The sequence below is a fragment of the Streptomyces sp. JNUCC 63 genome (assembly GCF_054366325.1).
In genome coordinates this window covers 2334350-2354501 of sequence record NZ_CM135963.1, presented here as the reverse complement: position 1 = coordinate 2354501, position 20152 = coordinate 2334350, and the positions used below count along the sequence as shown (strand labels likewise).

General features: G+C 70.3%; 17 protein-coding genes and 5 tRNA genes. 12 read left to right on the top strand and 10 right to left on the bottom strand.

The genetic code is table 11. From position 1 onward, the window contains the following. Positions 1–17 precede the first annotated feature (17 nt). The gene (locus tag ACX25U_RS10545) at positions 18–212 is read left to right on the top strand and encodes an acyl-CoA carboxylase epsilon subunit (RefSeq protein ID WP_454390880.1); all 195 of its coding nucleotides are present in this window, start codon (positions 18–20) and stop codon (positions 210–212) included. Positions 213–340: 128 nt separating this feature from the next. On the opposite strand, the gene ACX25U_RS10540 is transcribed toward ACX25U_RS10545, so the two are convergent. The 8 genes from ACX25U_RS10540 to ACX25U_RS10505 form a co-directional block, all read right to left on the bottom strand. Next, positions 341–922: a GTP-binding protein gene (locus tag ACX25U_RS10540; RefSeq protein ID WP_009314218.1), complete on the bottom strand. Its 582-nt coding sequence runs from the start codon at positions 920–922 to the stop codon at positions 341–343. Further along, positions 903–1472 carry a DUF742 domain-containing protein gene (locus tag ACX25U_RS10535; protein WP_454390878.1) on the bottom strand — a complete coding sequence of 190 codons (570 nt, stop codon included), beginning with the start codon at positions 1470–1472 and terminating at the stop codon, positions 903–905. Before ACX25U_RS10535 ends, ACX25U_RS10540 begins: the two co-directional genes overlap by 20 nt. 97 nt (positions 1473–1569) lie before the next feature. Continuing rightward, positions 1570–1983: a roadblock/LC7 domain-containing protein gene (locus ACX25U_RS10530; RefSeq protein ID WP_189419756.1), complete on the bottom strand. Its 414-nt coding sequence runs from the start codon at positions 1981–1983 to the stop codon at positions 1570–1572. A 10-nt stretch (positions 1984–1993) separates the two neighbouring features. Continuing rightward, positions 1994–5227: a nitrate- and nitrite sensing domain-containing protein gene (locus ACX25U_RS10525; RefSeq protein ID WP_454390876.1), complete on the bottom strand. Its 3234-nt coding sequence runs from the start codon at positions 5225–5227 to the stop codon at positions 1994–1996. Positions 5228–5653: 426 nt separating this feature from the next. Beyond that, the gene (locus ACX25U_RS10520) at positions 5654–6229 is read right to left on the bottom strand and encodes a GTP-binding protein (RefSeq protein ID WP_454390874.1); all 576 of its coding nucleotides are present in this window, start codon (positions 6227–6229) and stop codon (positions 5654–5656) included. Beyond that, positions 6210–6608 carry a DUF742 domain-containing protein gene (locus tag ACX25U_RS10515; protein WP_454390872.1) on the bottom strand — a complete coding sequence of 133 codons (399 nt, stop codon included), beginning with the start codon at positions 6606–6608 and terminating at the stop codon, positions 6210–6212. Before ACX25U_RS10515 ends, ACX25U_RS10520 begins: the two co-directional genes overlap by 20 nt. Positions 6609–6719: 111 nt before the next feature. Continuing rightward, positions 6720–7133, bottom strand: a complete 414-nt coding sequence (locus ACX25U_RS10510; protein WP_454394197.1) for a roadblock/LC7 domain-containing protein — start codon at positions 7131–7133, stop codon at positions 6720–6722. A gap of 9 nt (positions 7134–7142) precedes the next feature. Then, entirely contained in the window at positions 7143–10943 is a 3801-nt protein-coding gene (locus ACX25U_RS10505; RefSeq protein WP_454390870.1) for a nitrate- and nitrite sensing domain-containing protein, read from the bottom strand. A gap of 594 nt (positions 10944–11537) precedes the next feature. Between ACX25U_RS10505 and ACX25U_RS10500 the strand changes: the two genes are divergently transcribed. The 10 genes from ACX25U_RS10500 to ltrA all read left to right on the top strand — a co-directional run bounded on the left by ACX25U_RS10500 (position 11538) and on the right by ltrA (position 17518). Next, positions 11538–11726, top strand: a complete 189-nt coding sequence (locus ACX25U_RS10500) for a hypothetical protein (RefSeq protein ID WP_454390868.1) — start codon at positions 11538–11540, stop codon at positions 11724–11726. A 194-nt stretch (positions 11727–11920) separates the two neighbouring features. Then, the gene (locus tag ACX25U_RS10495) at positions 11921–12706 is read left to right on the top strand and encodes a fumarylacetoacetate hydrolase family protein (protein ID WP_454390866.1); all 786 of its coding nucleotides are present in this window, start codon (positions 11921–11923) and stop codon (positions 12704–12706) included. Further along, positions 12699–14222: a glutamate--tRNA ligase gene (gltX, locus tag ACX25U_RS10490; protein ID WP_454390864.1), complete on the top strand. Its 1524-nt coding sequence runs from the start codon at positions 12699–12701 to the stop codon at positions 14220–14222. Before ACX25U_RS10495 ends, gltX begins: the two co-directional genes overlap by 8 nt. Positions 14223–14332: 110 nt before the next feature. After that, entirely contained in the window at positions 14333–15067 is a 735-nt protein-coding gene (locus ACX25U_RS10485; RefSeq protein ID WP_454390862.1) for an HAD family hydrolase, read from the top strand. Positions 15068–15157: 90 nt separating this feature from the next. Beyond that, positions 15158–15229: transfer RNA gene (locus tag ACX25U_RS10480), tRNA-Gln, on the top strand. Between the two features lie 38 nt (positions 15230–15267). Beyond that, positions 15268–15340 (top strand) — tRNA-Glu (locus tag ACX25U_RS10475). Between the two features lie 19 nt (positions 15341–15359). After that, positions 15360–15432: transfer RNA gene (locus ACX25U_RS10470), tRNA-Glu, on the top strand. A 20-nt stretch (positions 15433–15452) separates the two neighbouring features. Next, positions 15453–15524, top strand: a tRNA-Gln gene (locus ACX25U_RS10465). A 28-nt stretch (positions 15525–15552) separates the two neighbouring features. Continuing rightward, positions 15553–15625, top strand: a tRNA-Glu gene (locus ACX25U_RS10460). Between the two features lie 555 nt (positions 15626–16180). Further along, positions 16181–17518, top strand: a complete 1338-nt coding sequence (gene ltrA, locus ACX25U_RS10455; RefSeq protein ID WP_454383785.1) for a group II intron reverse transcriptase/maturase — start codon at positions 16181–16183, stop codon at positions 17516–17518. Between the two features lie 78 nt (positions 17519–17596). Here ltrA and ACX25U_RS10450 read toward each other — a convergent pair whose 3' ends face one another. After that, positions 17597–18247 (bottom strand): MerR family transcriptional regulator, encoded by a 651-nt coding sequence (locus ACX25U_RS10450; RefSeq protein WP_454390860.1) that lies wholly within the window; start codon positions 18245–18247, stop codon positions 17597–17599. Positions 18248–18365: 118 nt separating this feature from the next. On the opposite strand from ACX25U_RS10450, the gene ACX25U_RS10445 reads away from it, so the two are divergent. Next, positions 18366–18851 carry a DUF4188 domain-containing protein gene (locus ACX25U_RS10445; RefSeq protein ID WP_454390858.1) on the top strand — a complete coding sequence of 162 codons (486 nt, stop codon included), beginning with the start codon at positions 18366–18368 and terminating at the stop codon, positions 18849–18851. A 447-nt stretch (positions 18852–19298) separates the two neighbouring features. On the opposite strand, the gene ndgR is transcribed toward ACX25U_RS10445, so the two are convergent. After that, complete coding sequence (ndgR, locus tag ACX25U_RS10440; protein WP_073950186.1) at positions 19299–20015, bottom strand: IclR family transcriptional regulator NdgR; 717 nt, start codon at positions 20013–20015, stop codon at positions 19299–19301. Positions 20016–20152 lie beyond the last annotated feature (137 nt).

The window sequence follows — 20152 nt, the reverse complement described above, 5'->3', positions numbered from 1 at the left end:
GTCACGGAGACCCACTCATGGACAACGTTGACATCCGCGTAGAGAAGGGCCACGCCGAGCCCGAGGAAGTCGCCGCCATCACGGCCCTCCTCCTGGCCCGCGCCGCGGCCCGCCCCGCCGACACGACCCTCACCCACCGCGGCCGCGCCAAGGCCGGCTGGCGCCGGCTGGAACGGGAGAGCGGCTTCCGCGCCCCGCACAGCTGGCACTGAGCCCGTCCGGCTCCCCAAGGGGCCCACCCGCCCGGGTGGGCCCCTTTCGCGCGTCCTCCACGGAACGACGAAGGGGGCGTCCCCTCCCCGCGGGGAGGGGACGCCCCCTTCGTCGACCGGGCGGAGCGCTACCGCAGTCGGGCCATCAGGGCGTGCTCGACCAGAGTGATCAGCGCCGACTTGGCGTCCGCGCGGTGGCGGGCGTCGGTGGTGATGATCGGGGTGTCCGGGCCGATCTGCAGGGCCTCGCGGACCTCGTCGGGGTTGTACGGCTGCTGGCCGTCGAACCCGTTGAGGGCGATGACGAAGGGCAGGCCGCTGTTCTCGAAGTAGTCGACCGCCGGGAAGCAGTCGGCCAGGCGCCGGGTGTCGACCAGGACGATGGCGCCGATGGCGCCGCGGACCAGGTCGTCCCACATGAACCAGAACCGGTCCTGGCCGGGTGTGCCGAACAGGTACAGGATCAGGTCCTGGTCGAGCGTGATGCGGCCGAAGTCCATGGCCACCGTGGTGGTGGTCTTGTCCCCGGTGTGGGTGAGGTCGTCGATGCCCGCCGAAGCAGACGTCATGACGGCCTCCGTGCGCAGCGGGTTGATCTCCGAGACGGCGCCGACGAACGTGGTCTTGCCCACGCCGAAGCCGCCCGCCACCACGATCTTGGCGGAGGTGGTGGAGCGGGAAGGACCGCCGCTAGAGCTTGCGAAGTCCACTGAGCACCCTTTCGAGCAGTGTCACGTCTGGCTGGCCACCGGCGTTCTCGTCGCCGCCGGGCTGATGGATGGCGACCAGGCCCGCCTCCGCCAAGTCGGCGACGAGGATCCTGGCCACGCCGAGCGGGATCGACAGCAGGGCCGAGATCTCGGCCACCGACTTGATCTCGCGGCACAGATGGCAGATCCGCTGATGTTCGGGCAACTGGCCCTGCATCTGGTGCGGCTGCGCGGTGGTGTGCACCAGTGCCTCGATGGCGAGCTGGTACCGCGGCCTGGTGCGGCCGCCCGTCATGGCGTACGGGCGCACCAGGGGGTTGTTCGACGCCCCGGCGGGCGCCGGCTCAGGGGCGCGTCGCTGCGGCTGCACCGGCTGGATCCGCCGCGCCGGCGGCTGGTCGTACGGCGACGGGCCGGGGCCCTGCGGCGCGTACGGCTGCTGGTGGTGTGGAGCGGAGGGGAAGTACGGGTTCGCCGATCCGTCGCCCTGGCCCTGGGCAGGGCCGTACGGCCAGTTGCCCGAAGACGAACCGCCTGGGGGTGTTGCCACTTTCTCTCCTCCTCCGACTGTGCCGGGCACCCATCCCTGGGGAAGCCGCGTCCCGAAACCTTACGGCCCCGGGACGCCGAAAAGCACCGTCTGTCTGTTAGTTGAGAAGGCTTCCCTGGAGCTCCGCGCGGAGATCCGGGGTCAGGACCGTACCGGCACGGTCGACCAGAAGCGCCATCTCGTACCCAATGAGACCGATGTCCGCCTCGGGGTGTGCGAGAACCGCGAGGGACGAACCATCGGAGATGGACATGATGAAGAGGAATCCCCGCTCCATCTCCACAACCGTCTGGTTCACGTGGCCGCCCTCGAAGATGCGCGAGGCACCGGCGGTCAGCGAGGTCAGACCGGAGGCGACGGCCGCGAGCTGGTCGGCGCGGTCGCGGGGAAAGCCTTCGGACATCGCCAGAAGGAGTCCGTCGGCGGAGACCACCACGGTGTGGGACACCCCGGGGGTGTTGTCCACGAAGTTGGTGATCAACCAGTTCAGGTTCTGTGCCGCCTGGCTCATCGGGCTCACACTAACGCTCCTGGTTGTAGGTGCTGTCAGGACCGAAGCCCTGGCCGTTCTTTTCACTTCCTGCGGTGCGTCCCCGCTGGACACCCCGGCGCAGGTTGCTCAGCCTGCCCCGGACGTCCTCGGGGGCGCGGGAGACCTGTGGGCCGCCCTGCGGGGTCGATTCCGCGGTGCCCTGGACCAGATTGGCCTTGGGCACCCGCCGTGGCAGGCCGGAGGAGGTCACCCCGCCCGCCTTGGGCTTACGGAGTTGCGAGGCCTGCTGCCAGCGCTCGTCGTTCGCCGAACGCCAGCTGCTGTCGTCGCTGCTCTCCGGAGTACGGGACGGCGCTTCCTGGTTCACGGGCCGCGTGCCGTTCGAACCGCTCGCGATGGATCCGCGGCGGGGCAGCCCGGCGTCGGTCAGCTCGTGGGCGGCGGAGGAGGCCGGTCCCGGACGCTCGAAGCCTACGCGGTCCGCCTCGTTTCCGTCAGCGGCCTGCGCGGCTTCCGCTTCCGGAGCGTACTGGTCCGGGTAGCCGTTCCGGTAGCCGTCCTGCTGGGGCCAGTCGTCCTGGTAGGACCGCTCCTGGAAGCCGGCGTACGTCTCCGGCGCCGCGGCGTGCTCCTGCTGCCCGGACTCCGTGTAGGCGGGGTCGGGGTAACCACCGTTGGACGAGTAGGAGTCGTTGTCCGGCAGGCCGCCGTTCGGCGCGTAGTACGTCTCGTCGTACGACGGCTGTCCCGCCCCGTCGTAGGCCGTCCGCTGCTGGTCGTACGCGGACTGCTGCTCCTCGTACGACGGCTGCTGGTCGTATCCGCCCTGCTCCGGGTAGGGCATCTGGCCGGTGTCGTACGACGGCTGCTGCCCGGTGTGCTCGTCGGGATAGGCGGCCTGCTCGCCCGTCTCAGGGCCCTGCTGCCGGCCGTGCGTCTGCGCCTCCAGGGTGGCCCGGCGCTCCTCGCGCTTGAGCGAGCGGTTGACGGGGTCCAGCCCCCGGATGTCGTCCGGGACCTCGTACTGGCTGTCGTCGAAGCCGAGCTCCGCGGCGGTGCGCATCGGCTGCAGGGCACCGAAGTCCTCACCCTGGAACTGCTGCTCCGGGATGATCTGGGAAACGGTGAACTCGTTCTGGTCCAGCGCCTGCTCGCCGCCACCGCCGTGGGTGATCGCGTCCGGCAGCATGACCAGCGAGGTGGTGCCGGCCTGCTCGCCGGAGGGGCGCAGCTGGACGCGGATGCCGTGCCGGTCGGCGAGGCGGCCGACCACGAACAGGCCCATGCGCTGGGAGATCGCCACGTCCACGGTGGGCGGGTTGGCCAGCTTGTGGTTGATGTCCGCGAAGTCCTCGGCGGTCAGGCCGATGCCCTTGTCGTGGATCTCGATCATCACGCGGCCGTCGGGGAGACGGGTCGCGGTGACGCGGACCTTGGTCTGCGGGGAGGAGAACGTGGTGGCGTTCTCCAGGAGCTCGGCCAGCAGGTGCACGAGGTCGGTCACGGCGCGGCCGTGGATCTCGGCCTCGGGGACACCGGACAGTTCGATGCGCTCGTACTGCTCCACCTCGGAGGAGGCCGCGCGCAGCACGTCGACCAGCGGGACCGGCTGGTCCCAGCGGCGGCCGGGCTCCTCGCCGGCGAGGACGAGGAGGTTCTCGCCGTTGCGGCGCATACGGGTCGCCAGGTGGTCCAGGCGGAAGAGGTTCTCCAGCTGGTCCGGGTCGGCCTCGTTGTTCTCCAGGTCGGTGATCAGGGTCAGCTGGCCCTCGATCAGCGACTGGTTGCGGCGCGAGAGGTTGGTGAAGATCGCGTTGATGTTGCCCCGCAGCAGGGCCTGCTCGGAGGCGAGCCGGACGGCCTCGCGGTGGACCTGGTCGAAGGCGCGGGCGACTTCGCCGATCTCGTCGGTCGAGGTGATCGGGATCGGCGCCACCCGGGTGTCGACCCGGCCGGGGTCGGTGCGCGAGAGCTGGTCGACCAGCATCGGCAGGCGCTGCTCGGCGATGCCGAAGGCGGCGTTGCGCAGCTGGCGCATGGAGCGGCTCATCTGGCGGGCCACCATGCCGGCCAGGATGAACGCGGCGAGCAGGGCGACCACCACGATCGCGCCGGTGATGAACGTCGACTGCTTGGCGTCGTCGGCGATGGTGGCGGCCTCGTTCACCGCGGTGTCGGCCATGTCCGACTCGATCTGGCGGTAGGCGTCGTACTTGAGGGTGTTGACCGCCCACCAGTTCTCGGGCGTGATGCCCTTCTGGGCGAGCGCGGCGCGCTCGGCCGGGTCCGTGCTCTGCAGCGTGGCCAGGGCCGAGACCATCTTCGTGGGGTCCTCCGGCGGGGCCACGTAGTTCGGGTCCTTGGCCTTGGCCTGCTCGGCCATGGTGGCGCCCTTGGCCTGGATCTCCTTCTTCAGAGCCTCCAGCTTGTCCGCGTCCTCCTGGGTGCCGCCGCCGAGGTACTCCTCGATGGCGATGCCCTCGAGGTAGGCGTACGAGGACAGGGCCACGCGCTGGCTCGCCAGGTTGGGGGCGTCGGGGCCGGGCTTGATCAGCAGGTGCATGCCGATCGAGCGCTCCAGCGAGAGCGCCGCCTTGGTGAGTGAGATGGCGTAGACGGTACGGCCGTAGGAGGTGATGTTGCCGGTGCCCAGGCCGAGCTCGTTGGCGAACTCCATCAGAGGGTGGGCGATCTTGACATAGCCCTCCTCGGTCTGCACGCCGGTGAACTTGCCGGAGTACGCGCCCGCGCGCAGCTTCTGCAGGAAGGGCTCAGTCTCGCGGAACAGCTTCAGCCGGCGGTCCAGGCCGGGCTTGTGCGGCATGTCCTGCGCGGCCTGGTTGAACGCGTCGGCGGCCTTGTCGGTCTCCTGGCGGGCCTGAACGACGGTCGAGTTGTTCTGGCCCTTGCCCTGCAGGAGAGGCGCCGCGCTGACGTCACGCTCGTGGTAGAGGGCGTCGCCGTAGGCCAGCGAGGCCTGCACCAGACGCGCGGTCTTCTCGGCGTCCCGGGCGTTCTGCCAGGTGTCGATCGAGCTCTTGACCTGGAAGCCGCCCATCACGAGGCCGACCAGCACGGGTATGAGCAGGATCGCGTTCAGCCGGGTCGGCACCCGCCAGTTGCGCGGGGAGAAACGGCCGCCGCTCGGGGCGGGAGCGGCCGTCGGCTCCGAACCGGGCACATGCGCGGGCGCCGCGCCGCGCGGCGGCGGGGTGAAGTTGCCCCGGGCCGACGGCTCGGAGCCGTTCTTGCTTCGCCTCACTCGACCAACAACCTCTCGGCGGTCGGCACCTACGTTGTGCCGCAGTGTCTCAGAACCCTGTCCGCCATCGACGACCCGGTACAACTGGGTACGTCTTTGACCATTGGGCAGTTCAGGCATTCCAGCACGTCAGCATGGACTCTTCCAAACACCCGGATCCGACCGAGTACGCGCTTGCGAGCCCCGGATAAAACGGTCATAAAGAACGAGCCTCGGCAAAAGGCCGGGGGATTGTGCGCGCAGCGACACCGTATGTGCGCGACGCGTGGCCGTACCCGCCGATTCCTCTGCCGAAACGTTATGAACATCGGGGCCGACCGTGTCAAAGGACACAGCCGGCCCCGATGTGCCTACGACAACTGCCGTACGGCCTTGCCGACTTGGCAACCATGGGTAACGGCACCCGGGCGTTACTTCGGCCGGGCGTTACTTCAGCCGGGCCATCAGGGCGTGCTCGACCAGAGTGATCAGCGCCGACTTGGCGTCCGCGCGGTGGCGGGCGTCGGTGGTGACGATCGGTGCGTCGGAACCGATCTGCAGGGCCTCGCGGACCTCGTCGGGGTTGTACGGCTGCTGGCCGTCGAACCCGTTGAGGGCGATGACGAAGGGCAGGCCGCTGTTCTCGAAGTAGTCGACCGCCGGGAAGCAGTCGGCCAGACGGCGCGTGTCGACCAGGACCACCGCGCCGATGGCGCCGCGGACCAGGTCGTCCCACATGAACCAGAACCGGTCCTGGCCGGGCGTGCCGAACAGGTACAGGATCAGGTCCTGGTCGAGCGTGATGCGGCCGAAGTCCATGGCCACCGTGGTGGTGGTCTTGTCCCCGGTGTGGGTGAGGTCGTCGATGCCCGCCGAAGCAGACGTCATGACGGCCTCCGTGCGCAGCGGGTTGATCTCCGAGACGGCGCCCACGAACGTGGTCTTGCCCACGCCGAAGCCGCCCGCCACCACGATCTTGGCGGAGGTGGTCGCCCGGCCCGCGTCAGAGCTTGCGAAGTCCACTGAGCACCCTTTCGAGCAGCGTCACATCCGGTGCGCCACCGTTGTTCTCATCGCCGCCCGGCTGGTGGATGGCCACCAGGCCGGCCTCGGCGAGGTCCGCGACGAGGATCCGTGCCACACCCAGCGGCATGGCGAGAAGCGCCGACACCTCGGCCACCGATTTCACCTCGCGGCACAAATGGCATATCCGCTGGTGCTCCGGGAGGAGTCCCATCAGCGCTGCCGGGTCGGCCGTGGTGCTGATCAGCGCCTCGATGGCGAGCTGATAGCGCGGCCGGGTCCGGCCGCCGGTCATCGCATACGGACGTACCAGCGGCTGGTCGCCTTCATCCTCGTACGGATCAGCGTACGGATCATGAGAGGCGGTGGGCGGGGTCATGAATCCTCCGGGCGGGACAGCAAGTCGGTCAGTCAAGCCGTCTGACGAGGCCGGTGGGGGGATTGTGGCGGCCGGACGGTGATTTGGTGAGGTGGGTGGTGCCGGAGCCGATCAGTGGAGCAGACTGCCCTGTAGTTCGGCGCGCAGGTCGGGCGTGAGGACCGCCCCTGCACGGTCGACGAGCAGTGCCATCTCATAGCCGACGAGGCCGATGTCGCACTCGGGGTGAGCCAGGACCGCGAGGGACGACCCGTCCGAGATGGACATCAGGAAGAGGAAACCCCGCTCCATCTCCACGACCGTCTGCGCCACATTGCCGCCCTCGAAGATCCGGGAGGCCCCGGCGGTCAGCGAGGTGAGACCGGAGGCGACGGCCGCGAGCTGGTCGGCGCGGTCGCGCGGAAACCCTTCGGACATCGCCAGAAGCAGTCCGTCGGCGGAGACCACGACGGTGTGGGACACCCCTGGGGTGTCGTCCACGAAGTTGGTGATCAACCAGTTGAGGTTCTGTGCCGCCTGGCTCATCTGGCTCAACTAACGCTCCTGCTGGTGAGTGGGGAAGCTGCCCGTCTGGCCGTGACCGGCCTGACGACCCTGTGCGATGCCCCGACGGAGATTGGTCAGCCGGCCGCGTACGTCGTCGGGCGCACGCGAGACCTGCGGACCGCTCTGGTGCTGTTGCTGCTGAGCCGTGCCCGGGACGAGGTTCGCCCGGGGCACCCGGCGCGGCAGGCCGGAGGTGGTGATCCCGCCCGCGGCCGGCTGCCTGACCCGCTCGGCCTGCCGGACGAGTTCGTCGTTCGGCGAGTTGCGCCAGGCGGGGGCGGTGTTCCGCTGGGGAGCGGAAGAGGACGGCTGGGCCGCGGGGGCCTGCGGCTGCTGCGCGGCCGGGGCCGGCTCACCGCTCTGCTGACTGCCACCGCGGAACCAGTTGGTCTCCAGGGTGTCGTACAGCGGCGTACGGCCGTCGCCGGGACCGGTGGCCGGCGGCAGGGCCCAGCCGTCGTCGGGACGCTGCTGCGGGGCACCCGTGTTGCCCTGTTCCGGACGGGCGGGACGCTGCTGCGGCCGCTGGGCGGCCGGGCCGCGCAGACCGCCGAAGCCGGCGGGACCGCCCGGCTGCGGCCGCTCGAACTGGCCCGTGGACGCGGGGTCCTGACGGCCCGGCAGGGAGTGCCGGCCGGTGGCGCCGCTGTGCTGGCCCGGCCGGGCGAACTGCCCCGTGGAGCCGTTGTCGTAGCCCTGCTGGGCGGCGAACTGGCCGGTGGAGCCGTTGTCGTAGCCCGGCTGGGCGGGGAACTGGCCGGTGGAGCCGCTGTCGTACGCCTGCGGGGCCGCGAACTGGCCGGTCTGGGACGGGTTGTTCTGCCCGGACGGACCGAAGACGTCCGGACGGACGAACTGGCCCGTGTTCTGCGCACCGCCCGCACCCGGACGCGGAGCGTCGAAGTCGGGACGGGGGAACGCCGACGTCTCCGCCGTCGAGCCCGGCCCCTGCCGGTCGTCGATCCGGGGCATCTCCGTCGTCGAGCTCGGCCCCTGGCGCTCGTCGAACCGAGGCATCCGGGAGGAGTGCGCCGCGTCCTGCTCGTCGTGGCCGCGCGGCGCGTCCAGGGCGGCCCGGCCGCCCGCGTTCTGGTCGCCCCAACCCTGCGTACGGGACGGCCCGTTGCCGCCCGGCAGCTCGGCGCGCGCACCGCCGCGCGGCGGCAGCTGGGGCTGCCGGCCCTGCTCGCTGCCGTTCGTCCGCTGCGGGGGTACGGCACCACGGGCGCCGCCACCGAAGACGTCCTGCCGCCGGCCGTCGCCGAAGCCCTGCGGGGCACCCGGACCGGCCGCCTGCGGGCCCTGCGGCCCACCGGGCGCCTGGCCGCCGAAGGCACCGGTCGCGCCCGCCGGGGCCGGACGGCCCTGCTGCGGCTGTCCCGGACCCTGCGGCCCGCGCGGCGAGCCCGGACCGCCCTGGCGGCCCGCGCCGGGCAGCGCGGCCCGCGGGCCCTGGCCGGTACCGACCTGGCCGCGCGGAGCGGCTCCGGCACCGAGCCGGCCGGCGCCACCCTGCGGCGCGCCCGCGCCGGGGGCACCGCCGCCCGCCTGACGGCGCGCCGCGGCGGCGCCTGCGGCGGCAGCCGCGGCCGCAGGACCACCCGCGGAAGGGCCACCGGGCTTGCCCGCGGCAGGCTTCTTGCCGCCCTGGGCGACATCGACGGGCAGCATGACCAGAGCCGTCGTACCACCGGAGTCGGAGGGGCGCAGCTGGATGCGGATGCCGTGCCGCTGGGACAGACGACCGACCACGAACAGACCCATGCGGCGGGAGACCGACACGTCCACGGTGGGCGGAGAGGCGAGCCGCTCGTTGATCGCGGCGAGGTCCTCCGGAGACAGACCGATACCGGTGTCGTGGATCTCGATGAGCACCCGTCCGTCGGGCAGCGCGTGACCGGTGACCTTGACCTTGGTCTGCGGCGAGGAGAACGAGGTCGCGTTCTCCAGCAGCTCGGCGAGCAGGTGCACGAGGTCGTTGACCACGCGGCCGGCGACCTCGGTGGTCGGCACGGCGGCCAGCTCGATGCGCTCGTACTGCTCCACCTCGGACGCGGCGGCACGGAGCACGTCGACCAGCGGAACCGGGCGGGTCCAGCGGCGGCCGGGCTCCTCGCCCGCGAGGACGAGGAGGTTCTCACCGTTACGGCGCATACGTGTGGCGAGGTGGTCGAGCTTGAACAGCGAGGACAGCTGGTCCGGATCGGCCTCGCGGGACTCCAGTTCGGAGATCAGCGACAGCTGGCGCTGGATCAGACCCTGGGAGCGGCGCGAGAGGTTGGTGAACATCGCGTTGACGTTGCCCCGCAGCAGGGCCTGCTCGGCGGCGAGGCGGACCGCCTCGCGGTGCACCTCGTCGAAGGCCGTGGCCACCTGGCCGATCTCGTCCCGGGAGTGCACACCGACCGACTCCACGGACGTGTCGACGTCCTGCGGGTCCGACTCCGACAGCTGCTTGACCAGCTCGGGCAGGCGGTCCTGGGCGACCTTGGTGGCCGTCTCCTGCAGCCGTCGCAGCGAGCGGATCATGGAGCGGGCCATGACGAAGGCGCCGACCAGCGACACGCCGAGGACGAGCAGGATCAGCGTACCGGAGATGATGGCCTCGCGCTCGGTGGCGCTGCGCAGCTCGCGGGCCTTCTGGTCCATCTCCTCGAGCAGTCGGTGCTCGATGTTCTTCATCTGCTGGATCTTGGTGGAGCTGTCGTCGACCCAGTCGCGGTAGGAACGCTTGTTCGCCTGCCGCAGACCGTTCTGGCTGTCCAGCACGCGCTTGGCGTAGGTGTCCGCGGCCAGGATGGTCGGGTTGCCCTCCTCCATGGGCCTGATGAGTTCCTCGGCTCCGTCGCCGTAGATGTTGCGGAAGCTGTTGAGGTCCGAGGTCTGGCTCTCCAGTGCCGCCTGGGCGTACAGGCGGTCGTTCTCGGAGAGGTCACCGGCCGTGGTGTTGCTGGCCGGCAGGGCGGCGGCGATCACGGCACGCTGGACGGAGGCGTACTCCTTGGCGGAGGAGAAGGCGGCCAGGGCGCGGGTGCGCTGAATCATCGCCGGATTGCTGGTCGCCTCGGCCATGTCCTGGGAGAGGGCGAGCAGCTCGGTGATCAGCCGGTGGTACCGGTCGACCGTCCGGGACGAGTTGTCCTTGTCCTTGTACGCGTCCTTGCGGATCTTGCTGAGGCCGTTGAGGTCGCTGACGATGCCGACGAGGGTGTCGCGGACACCCTGCAGGTCGCCCTTCCTGCTGGCGGTGTCGATGTCCTCGGACTGGGAGATGAAGTTGTCCCGGGCCCGGTCCGTCTTGTCCCGGACGCCCTTGATGGCGATCGCGGCCGCCTCGGAGCGCTGGGTCAGCGGGCCGGCGGACTGGTCGCGCTCCTCCTGGAGCGCGGCGGCCAGCTCGGTGGCCTGCGTGGTCATGTCCGTCAGCAGCTTCATGTTGTCGAGCTGCTGGATGTCGTTCATGTTCTGGTCGATGCGCAGCGCGCCCAGCGTGGTCGCGGCGACCACGGGGAGCGCGAGCAGTGACACCAGACGTGTGGAGATGCGCCAGTTGCGCATCGCTATGCGTGAACCGGGGCCGACGGGGCCCATGGCCGGCTTGACCGCCGGAGCGGGGCTCGGCAACGCCGACGCGCCGGCCGCGCCGGGGCGCTCACCGCTGTCGCCGACCGGGCCGGGGCCCGGGTTCTGGGCGTGCTGGGGCGAGGAGCTGCCTGGCATGGGGCCAGTCCCGCCGTGCGGCTCCGGCTCCGCCGAAGCGCTGCCATCCCTCTTGAAACGTCCCTGCACTAGCGTCGCAACCTCTGGACCAGGCGCCCCTCCGCGCGAGCGGAAGGACGGTGTCGGCGTGGTGGGGAGCGTCCTGGGACGCTTCCCTCGGTGGTCGTGAGTGACCGGCGCTGGCTCCCCCTTCCCGCCGCCACTCGGCGCTGTTTGCGCCCCTGTGCGCCGGCACGATCCTGCGGCGGTCCGTGGCATTCCAGCACAGTGCCGGATCTCCAACAAGGCGTGAGGGCCAGGCTGTGACCTCCGTGACGGTCCGTGAGTGCCGGGTTACCGGATGTGGAAAGGCGTCTCGCTCATAGGGGGACATATCGCTACGTACCCGCGAGTCACAAGAGGTGTCCCAGTCGCCATGATCGGGAGCGGAATGATGGCTTCAGTGGGCCAATGTCCGTTTCGGCGACGGAGGGGGTGCCGGGGAATTGCCCGGTTTGTCGATGTGTCCGTGAGCAAAATCACACCGGGATCACGGGCTCTTCGCGTCTTCGGTCGGGAATTGAATGTTTAGCCTGACGCTTTACAGAGTTGGCAAATCCGACAACCCGGCGTGGGAGCCTTTCGACGCCCCGGCGCCCGTACACGACAAGGTCTCGTACAACCGTGAAGACGACGATGATGTTCCGCACCATAGCCAACCCCCGGCGCACGACGCTGACGCACCTCGAGGATGCCGAAGCCCTGCAGACGCCGGAGCAGCCGGAGCACTCCGTCTCCCTTCCCGCCCAGACCGCCAACCCCAGGCGCACCGTCCTCATGGACGCGCCGGTCGCGGCCGCCGTCGCCGAGTAATACGCGGCCCGGCCGCCGGATGCTCACGGCGGCCGACGAGCAGATCACCCGCGCGTGGAGATCAGGGGCGCCCCGAGCCCGGGGCGCCCCTCCTTCGTGCCCTGTGCGCCGTAATGCGCGAGGTCCGGGGCCCCCGCCCGCGTTAGCCTGGAGCGTCAGACTCCAGCCGCTCAAGCCAAGGGGCCAAGCAACCCGTGCGCATCGCCAGGTTCTCCATCGACGGGAACGTCGCCTTCGGCGCGGTCGAGGGCGACCAGCCGGACGAGCTCGTCCTCGACATCATCAAGGGCATCCCGTTCGCGGACTTCGAGCTCTCCGGCACGCGGGTGCCGCTGAGCAAGGTACGGCTGCTGCCGCCGGTGCTCCCCAACAAGGTCGTCGCCTTCGGCCGCAACTACGCCGAGCACGCCCGCGAACTCGGCAACGAGGTGCCCGACGCCCCGTTCGCCTTCTTCAAGCCCTCCACCTCGGTGATCGGCCCCGGCGACCAGATCCAGTACCCCTCCTTCTCCGAGGAACTGCATCACGAGGCCGAGCTGGCCGTGGTCATCGGCCGGATGTGCCGAGAGGTCCCGCGCGAGCGCGTCAAGGACGTGATCTTCGGCTACACCTGCGCCAACGACGTCACCGCCCGCGACGTCCAGCGGCGCGAGAAGCAGTGGGCCAGGGCCAAGGGCTTCGACACCTCCTGCCCGCTCGGCCCCTGGGTGGAGACGGACATCGACATCGCCGCCGCGGCCGATCTGACCATCCAGCTCACCGTCAACGGCGAGCAGCGGCAACTGGGCCGCACCAGCGAGATGATCCACCCCATCGAGGACCTGATCGTCAACATCTCCGAGGCCATGACGCTGCTCCCCGGCGACGTCATCCTCACGGGCACCCCGGCAGGGGTCGGCCCCCTCAACGTCGGCGACGAGGTCGCCGTCACCATCGAAGGCATCGGCACTCTCACCAACAAGGTTGTCAAGCGTGGCTAGCGCACCCTCCCCCAAGCTCTCGGCTTCGCTCGAGCAGGGGGTACCCCCATCCCCCGTACGCGTCCGTTTCTGCCCCTCGCCCACCGGTAACCCCCATGTGGGCCTGGTCCGCACCGCCCTGTTCAACTGGGCGTTCGCCCGGCACCACCAGGGCACCCTGGTCTTCCGCATCGAGGACACCGACGCGGCCCGCGACTCCGAGGAGTCGTACAACCAGCTGCTCGACGCGATGCGCTGGCTGGGCTTCGACTGGGACGAGGGCCCCGGGGTCGGCGGCCCGCACGCGCCGTACCGCCAGTCGCAGCGGATGGACCTCTACAAGGACGTCGCGCAGAAGCTGCTGGACGCCGGACACGCCTACCACTGCTACTGCTCCCAGGAGGAGCTGGACAGCCGCCGCGAGGCCGCCCGCGCCGCGGGCAAGCCCTCCGGCTACGACGGCCACTGCCGCGACCTGAGCGCCGAGCAGGTCGAGGAGTACAAGGCCCAGGGCCGCGCCCCGATCGTCCGCTTCCGCATGCCCGACGAGACGATCACCTTCACCGACCTGGTCCGCGGCGAGCTGACCTTCACCCCGGAGAACGTCCCGGACTACGGCATCGTCCGTGCCAACGGCGCCCCGCTCTACACGCTGGTCAACCCCGTCGACGACGCCCTGATGGAGATCACCCACGTCCTGCGCGGCGAGGACCTGCTCTCCTCCACCCCGCGCCAGATCGCCCTCTACAAGGCGTTGATGGAGCTCGGCATCGCCAAGGGCATCCCCGAGTTCGGCCACCTGCCGTACGTGATGGGCGAGGGCAACAAGAAGCTGTCCAAGCGCGACCCGCAGTCCTCGCTGAACCTCTACCGCGAGCGCGGCTTCCTGCCCGAGGGCCTGCTCAACTACCTCTCGCTGCTCGGCTGGTCGCTCTCGGCCGACCAGGACATCTTCTCCGTCGAGGAGATGGTCGCGGCCTTCGACATCAAGGACGTGAACCCCAACCCGGCCCGCTTCGACCTGAAGAAGTGCGAGTCGATCAACGGCGACCACATCCGCCTGCTGGACGTGAAGGACTTCACCGAGCGCTGCCGCCCGTGGCTGCAGCCCCCGTTCGCCCCCTGGGCCCCGGAGGACTTCGACGAGGCCAAGTGGCAGGCGATCGCCCCGCACGCCCAGACCCGTCTGAAGGTCCTGTCCGAGATCACGGACAACGTCGACTTCCTGTTCCTGCCGGAGCCGACCGAGGACGAGGCGAGCTGGACCAAGGCGATGAAGGAGGGCTCGGACGCCCTCCTGCGCACGGCCCGCGAGAAGCTGGAGTCCGCCGACTGGACCTCCGCCGAGTCCCTGAAGGAGGCCGTCCTGGCCGCCGGCGAGGCCCACGGCCTCAAGCTCGGCAAGGCCCAGGCCCCGGTCCGCGTCGCCGTCACCGGCCGCACGGTCGGCCTGCCCCTCTTCGAGTCCCTGGAGGTCCTGGGCAAGGACAAGACGCTGGCCCGCATCGACGCGGCGCTGGCGAAGCTGTCGGCGTAGGGCGACGCACCCGTACGTCAGGGGCGGCACCCGCTCTCGGGTGCCGCCCCTCCGTGCTGCCAGGGCGATCCTGGACCCTCCCGCACCCGTGCGGCGGTACCGTCGGTGTCATGCCGATCAAAGCCGTGGTCTGGGATGTCGACGACACCCTCTTCGACTACACCACCGCCGACCGCGTCGGCATGCGGGCGCACCTGGCTGCCGAGGGGCTGCTCGACGGGTACGGGACCGCGGAGGAGGCCCTGGCGCACTGGCGGCGGATCACCGACGCGCAGTGGGCGCGGTTCTCGGCGGGGGAGGCGTCCTTCGAGGAGCAGCGGCGGGACCGGGTGCGGGTCTTCCTCGGCAGGCCGGAGCTGACCGACGACGAGACCGAGGCGTGGTTCGAGCGGTACCTGGGCCACTACGAGGCCGCCTGGGCGCTCTTCCCGGACGTGCTGCCCGTCCTGGACGCCCTCGCCGGCGCCTACCGGCACGCGGTGCTGTCCAACTCGAGCCTTCACGTCCAGGAGCACAAGCTGCGCGTCCTCGGTGTGCGCGACCGCTTCGAGGCCGTGCTGTGCGCCGCCGAGCTCGGTGTGTCGAAGCCGGAGGCCCGGGCGTTCCACGAGGCGTGCGACGCGCTGGAGCTCGCTCCGCACCAGGTGGCGTACGTCGGTGACCATCCGGAGATCGACGGGCGGGGGGCCGCCGAGGCCGGGCTGCTCTCCGTCTGGATCGACCGCGACGGCGTGCACACCGCCCCGGTCGGGGACGCCGGTCCGCGCCGGATCGCCTCGCTTGGCGAACTTCCCGACATCCTCGGCACGGATATGCGTTTTGGAGCCCCGTCCACCTTCGGGTAATGTTCTTCCTGCGCCGCGGGGCGCGGGCCACCGGCCCGGGTCCGCAGGCGTAATGCTAGAACAAGATCCCCGCAGGGGCTTGCGTTCCAGTGGCCTATGGTGTAATTGGCAGCACGACTGATTCTGGTTCAGTTAGTCTTGGTTCGAGTCCAGGTAGGCCAGCTCGCAGAGCTCATCTGCACCGCGGATCACATCCGCAAGCCCCCGTTGTGTAGCGGCCTAGCACGCTGCCCTCTCAAGGCAGTAGCGCCGGTTCGAATCCGGTCGGGGGTACGGATCCTTCGGGATCAAGGCCCCCGTTGTGTAGCGGCCTAGCACGCCGCCCTCTCAAGGCGGTAGCGCCGGTTCGAATCCGGTCGGGGGTACGACTGGTCTAAACCATCATTGGTCTATGGTGTAATTGGCAGCACGACTGATTCTGGTTCAGTTAGTCTTGGTTCGAGTCCAGGTAGACCAGCTCGGACCTGCGGAGACGCAGTGTCCACGCCCCCGTTGTGTAGCGGCCTAGCACGCCGCCCTCTCAAGGCGGTAGCGCCGGTTCGAATCCGGTCGGGGGTACACGAGACGAAGGGCCCTCCCCCGGGAGGGCCCTTCGTCGTGGTGCGCCCAGCATGGGCGATCGATTGGGGTGGAAGTCCCCTGGGGGAAGAGGCGGTGCTGACCCCGAGCCGGAGGCAAGGGCGTCACCGTGAGGTGGGGTCTGGAGGAAGCCCGAGGCGAGACCCGGGTACCGAGGAACACGAACCGCGTAGAAGGCGTGCTGGTCTGGGTGAGCCTGCCATGCTCGGCGATGCCCGTCACTGCCAAGGGGGCCAGTGCGTAGACGCGGCGGGGATCCGGGGACATTGATCGTTCTTACCTGGGGAGATCTGTCCGGGTGTCGGTTGTGCTGAAGATGCCGCCGCGCCGACGGCCGGTGCCCGTGAGGGCGCGGGCTGACCGGGCAGAAGTCAGCAGAGGCCGTAGTACCAGCCGGGATGGGCCGCGAGGGCGGCGGGCTGGGAAGGGCCGAACATCGAGTGGAACGAAGGAATCGGTGCTGCTCGTGCTGGTCACGGACATCGCAGCCACCCCGCTTTGCGGGCCTGGTGCGGAAGGAGACGGTGCATTCCGTTGAACACCGCGTCAGAGCGTAGTGGCCGGTCGGCGCGCGCTGAGGAGATCGTTCACCGCGAACAGGGGCAGGCCCTGTGGGAGCTGATGCTCTCGAGGGAGAACCTGCTCGCGGCGCTCAACCGTGTCGAAGCGAACCGGGGTGCCCCCGGGGTGGATGGGATGGCCACGGCGGAACTTCGCCCGTGGCTGCTGGTCCACTGGCCCGCTGTGCGGGCCGAGCTCGATGCGGGCACCTACCGGCCGGCGCCGGTCCGTCAGGTGGTCATCCCGAAGCCTGGCGGCGGCGAGCGGATGCTGGGGGTGCCGACGGTGCTGGACCGCCTGATCCAGCAGGCCGTCGCGCAGGTGCTCGTGCCCATCTTCGACCCGCGGTTTTCGGGGTCGTCCTTCGGGTTCCGCCCCGGCCGGTCCGCCCATCAGGCGGTGCGGGTCGCGCGGCGGGCGGTTGAGGACGGCTGCCGGTGGGTCGTGGACCTTGATCTGGACCGGTTCTTCGACCGGGTCCAGCATGACGTCCTGATGGCACGGGTGGCGCGCAAGGTCGGTGACCGCAGGGTGTTGAAGCTGATTCGCCGGTATCTGGACGCCGGGATCATGGTGGACGGCGTGAAGTCGCCGAGCGTGGAGGGGACCCCGCAGGGGTCCCCGCTGTCGCCCGTCTTGTCGAACATCATGCTCGATGATCTGGACCGGGAGTTGTTTCGGCGCGGTCACCGGTTCGTGCGTTACGCCGACGACGTGCGCGTCTTCGTGCGCAGCGAACGGGCCGCCCACAGGGTGCTCGCCTCGGTCACGGCCGTGGTCGAGCAGCGGCTGAAACTGAAGGTCAACCGGGAGAAGTCGAAGGTGGTCCACGCCCGCTCGGCGGTGCTGCTGGGGTTCGGCTTCTACTTCACCCGGGGCGGGGTGAGAATCCGTGTCGACCCGAAGGCGCTGGCGCGCTGGAAGGACCGTATCCGGGAGCTGACCTCGCGGCGGTGGAGCATCGCGATGGATGAACGTATCGCGGAGATCAACCGCTTCATGACCGGATGGATGGGCTACTTCCGGCTCTCGGACGCCTCCAGGCCGTTCCGGGATCTGGATGAATGGTTCCGCCGCAGGATGCGGCAGATCCGCTGGAAGGAATGGAAGCGGCCCAGGACCCGTCGGGCCAGCCTGCTGAAGCTCGGGATCAACGAGCACTTCTCCAGCAAGTGGGGATACAGCAGCAAGGGCTACTGGCGGATCGCGGGTTCGGCCGTCCTCCAGCGGGCACTGCCCAACTCCTACTGGGAAGACCGTGGCCTGCTGACCCTCAAGGCGACCTGGTACCGGATGAGACCAGCTCGGTGAACCGCCGGATGCGGGCCCGCATGTCCGGTGGTGTGAGAGGAGGGCCGGGCGACCCGGCCCTCCTACTCGATTCCGTGGTCACCCTTCGCCGAACCGGCGGCGCGACTGCTCAGCCTCCGCGAGCCGGCGCAGGCTGAGCAGTACCGGCTCGTACAGCACCGTCAGCGCCACCGCGGCCTCCACCTGCTCGTCGGGCGTGCCGTAGCGCTCCACCAGGTCCAGATCGCTGACGGCGATCCGCTCCGCGGCGCGGGCGTACGGCTCCAAGTCCTCGGCGGCGCACGGGTAGCCGAGCCGGGAGAGAGCGGTGATCGCGGTCACCAGCATCCCGTACGCCGGTGCGGTCGGGGCCTGGCCGGAGGTGCGGCCGTAGCACCAGCCGAGCCGGCCCATGAGCTCGTCGGCGGTGCGCCGGGCGGCGTCGGTGGCCGGGTCCGTCTCGTCGGGCTCCGGACCGTGCGGCAGGGCCCAGGTGGCGGTGCCCAGGCGCTGGTTGCGGTCCATCCGATCGTCCCGCAGGGCGGCGAGCACCTCACGGGCGGAGTTCACCGGGATCCGCCCCACCTGGATCAGCGCCCGCACCAGCCTCAGGCGCCGCAGGTGTCCCTCGTCGTAGTCGGCCTGTGTGGCCGTGACGCGGCGGCCGGGGTGCAGCAGCCCCTCGCGCAGATAGAACTTGATCGTCGCGGTGGAGACGCCGCTGCGTGCGCTCAGCTCCGCCAGTCGCATGTCCGTACCGGCCCTTTCCCTCTTGCGCCCCCTGTTGGATAGCTCCACTATCCAACAGGGATAGTGGAGCTATCCAATAGTTGGGAGCGATCGCGAGCGATCGAGAAGGGGGGACGTCATGAGTGCCAAGCCGATCGAAGGACGCATGACCGCCGCGAGCGAGGGGGAGGTTGTCGTCCTCCTCATCGGAATGCGGATCAACAGCTTTGCCGCGGTGCGCAGTTGGTGGCCGGTGGCCAGGGCCATGGGGCCGATGCTCGCGGAACTGACCCGCGACCCGGACAGCGGCCTCCTCGGCTACCGGGCCCTGCCGGCCGGACCCCGCGAGGTGCAGCTCGTGCAGTACTGGGAGTCCAAGGAGAAACTTCTCGCCTACGCCGCCGCGCCCGACAAGAACCACCACCCGGCCTGGTCCGCCTTCAATCGACGGCTGCGCGAGGGGAAGGGCAAGGTCGGCATGTGGCACGAGACGTACGTCGTCCCGGCCGGCGCCTACGAATCCATCTACATGAACATGCCTGAATCCGGCCTCGGCAAGGTCACGGGCGTCATACCGGTCACCCGCCGAGGAGACCGCGCAGCCACCCGCCTGCGCATCTCCTGAGCGGACACTGCGAACCCGGTGAGCTGAGCAGGGGTGCGGGTAGGCAATCCCAGCCAGGCCCTGGGCAGCGCCCCGTCAGGGGTGCAGGGGACGGAGTCCCCGCCGAGCTCCGGGGCAGCGCTCCGTCAGGGGTGTGGGGAGGCGGTCTTCGCCGGGTCTTGGGCAGTATCCCGTCAGGGGTGTAGGTGGTGGAGTTGTCCGCCGGGTCTGGCCCGGCTCTGCCAGGGGTGCAGGGGACGGAGTCCCCGCCGGGGTCCGGGGCGGAGCCCCGGGGTGGGCCCCTCACCCCGGCGAGTCGGGCGGGTGGGCGAGGACGGCAGCGGAGGCTGAGTGCGGGTCCCCGCTGCCGGTCGGCGGGGACCCGCAGGGCCGGGCGGCCGGAGTGGTCGTCGGGGTTCCGCCCGGAGGGCCTGCCGCGGCGTTGAGGCCGCCCTCCTCGCGGTGGGGTCAGCCGGAGCGGCGGAGTGCCTCGGAGAGGCGGGCGGCGGCGTCGATGACCGCCTGGGCGTGCATGCGGCCGGGGTGGCGCGTGAGGCGCTCGATGGGGCCGGAGACCGAGACCGCGGCCACGACGCGGTTGGAGGGGCCGCGTACGGGCGCGGAGACGGACGCGACGCCCGGCTCGCGCTCGCCGATCGACTGGGCCCAGCCCCGGCGCCGTACGCCCGACAGGGCCGTCGCCGTGAAGCGGGCGCCCTGCAGGCCGCGGTGGAGGCGCTCCGGCTCCTCCCAGGCCATCAGGACCTGCGCCGAGGAACCCGCCTTCATCGTGAGCGTGGAGCCGACCGGGACCGTGTCCCGCAAGCCGGACAGGCGCTCCGCCGCGGCGACGCAGATGCGCATGTCACCCTGGCGGCGGTAGAGCTGCGCGCTCTCGCCCGTCACGTCCCTCAGGTGCGTGAGCACCGGACCGGCGGTGGCGAGCAGACGGTCCTCGCCCGCCGCCGCGGCCAGCTCCGCCAGGCGCGGGCCGAGAATGAACCGGCCCTGCATGTCCCGCGCCACCAGGCGGTGGTGCTCCAGCGCCACGGCCAGCCGGTGGGCCGTGGGTCGTGCCAGTCCGGTGGCCGTGACCAGGCCCGCGAGGGTAGCCGGACCGGACTCCAGAGCGCTCAGGACAAGGGCTGCCTTGTCCAGAACGCCGACGCCGCTACTGTTGTCCATGCAACGATACTTGCGTCTCACTCTGTGAAACGCAAGTTCAATTTTCCGTGGAACGCGCCACCCTGGAATCACAACGGGGCCCGCGGACCGACGGGTCCGCGACGGTCGCCCGGCCTTGGGGGGAGCGGGCGCCGCAT

What these genes read in the sequence shown, in the direction of transcription:
- ACX25U_RS10450 (WP_454390860.1), bottom strand. Translation starts at nt 18,247, where the DNA reads ATGCGACTGGCGGAGCTGAGCGCACGCAGCGGCGTCTCCACCGCGACG.
- ACX25U_RS10530 (WP_189419756.1), bottom strand. Translation starts at nt 1,983, where the DNA reads ATGAGCCAGGCGGCACAGAACCTGAACTGGTTGATCACCAACTTCGTG.
- ndgR (WP_073950186.1), bottom strand. Translation starts at nt 20,015, where the DNA reads ATGGACAACAGTAGCGGCGTCGGCGTTCTGGACAAGGCAGCCCTTGTC.
- ACX25U_RS10545 (WP_454390880.1), top strand. Translation starts at nt 18, where the DNA reads ATGGACAACGTTGACATCCGCGTAGAGAAGGGCCACGCCGAGCCCGAG.
- ACX25U_RS10485 (WP_454390862.1), top strand. Translation starts at nt 14,333, where the DNA reads ATGCCGATCAAAGCCGTGGTCTGGGATGTCGACGACACCCTCTTCGAC.
- ACX25U_RS10445 (WP_454390858.1), top strand. Translation starts at nt 18,366, where the DNA reads ATGAGTGCCAAGCCGATCGAAGGACGCATGACCGCCGCGAGCGAGGGG.
- ACX25U_RS10510 (WP_454394197.1), bottom strand. Translation starts at nt 7,133, where the DNA reads ATGAGCCAGGCGGCACAGAACCTCAACTGGTTGATCACCAACTTCGTG.
- ACX25U_RS10515 (WP_454390872.1), bottom strand. Translation starts at nt 6,608, where the DNA reads ATGACCCCGCCCACCGCCTCTCATGATCCGTACGCTGATCCGTACGAG.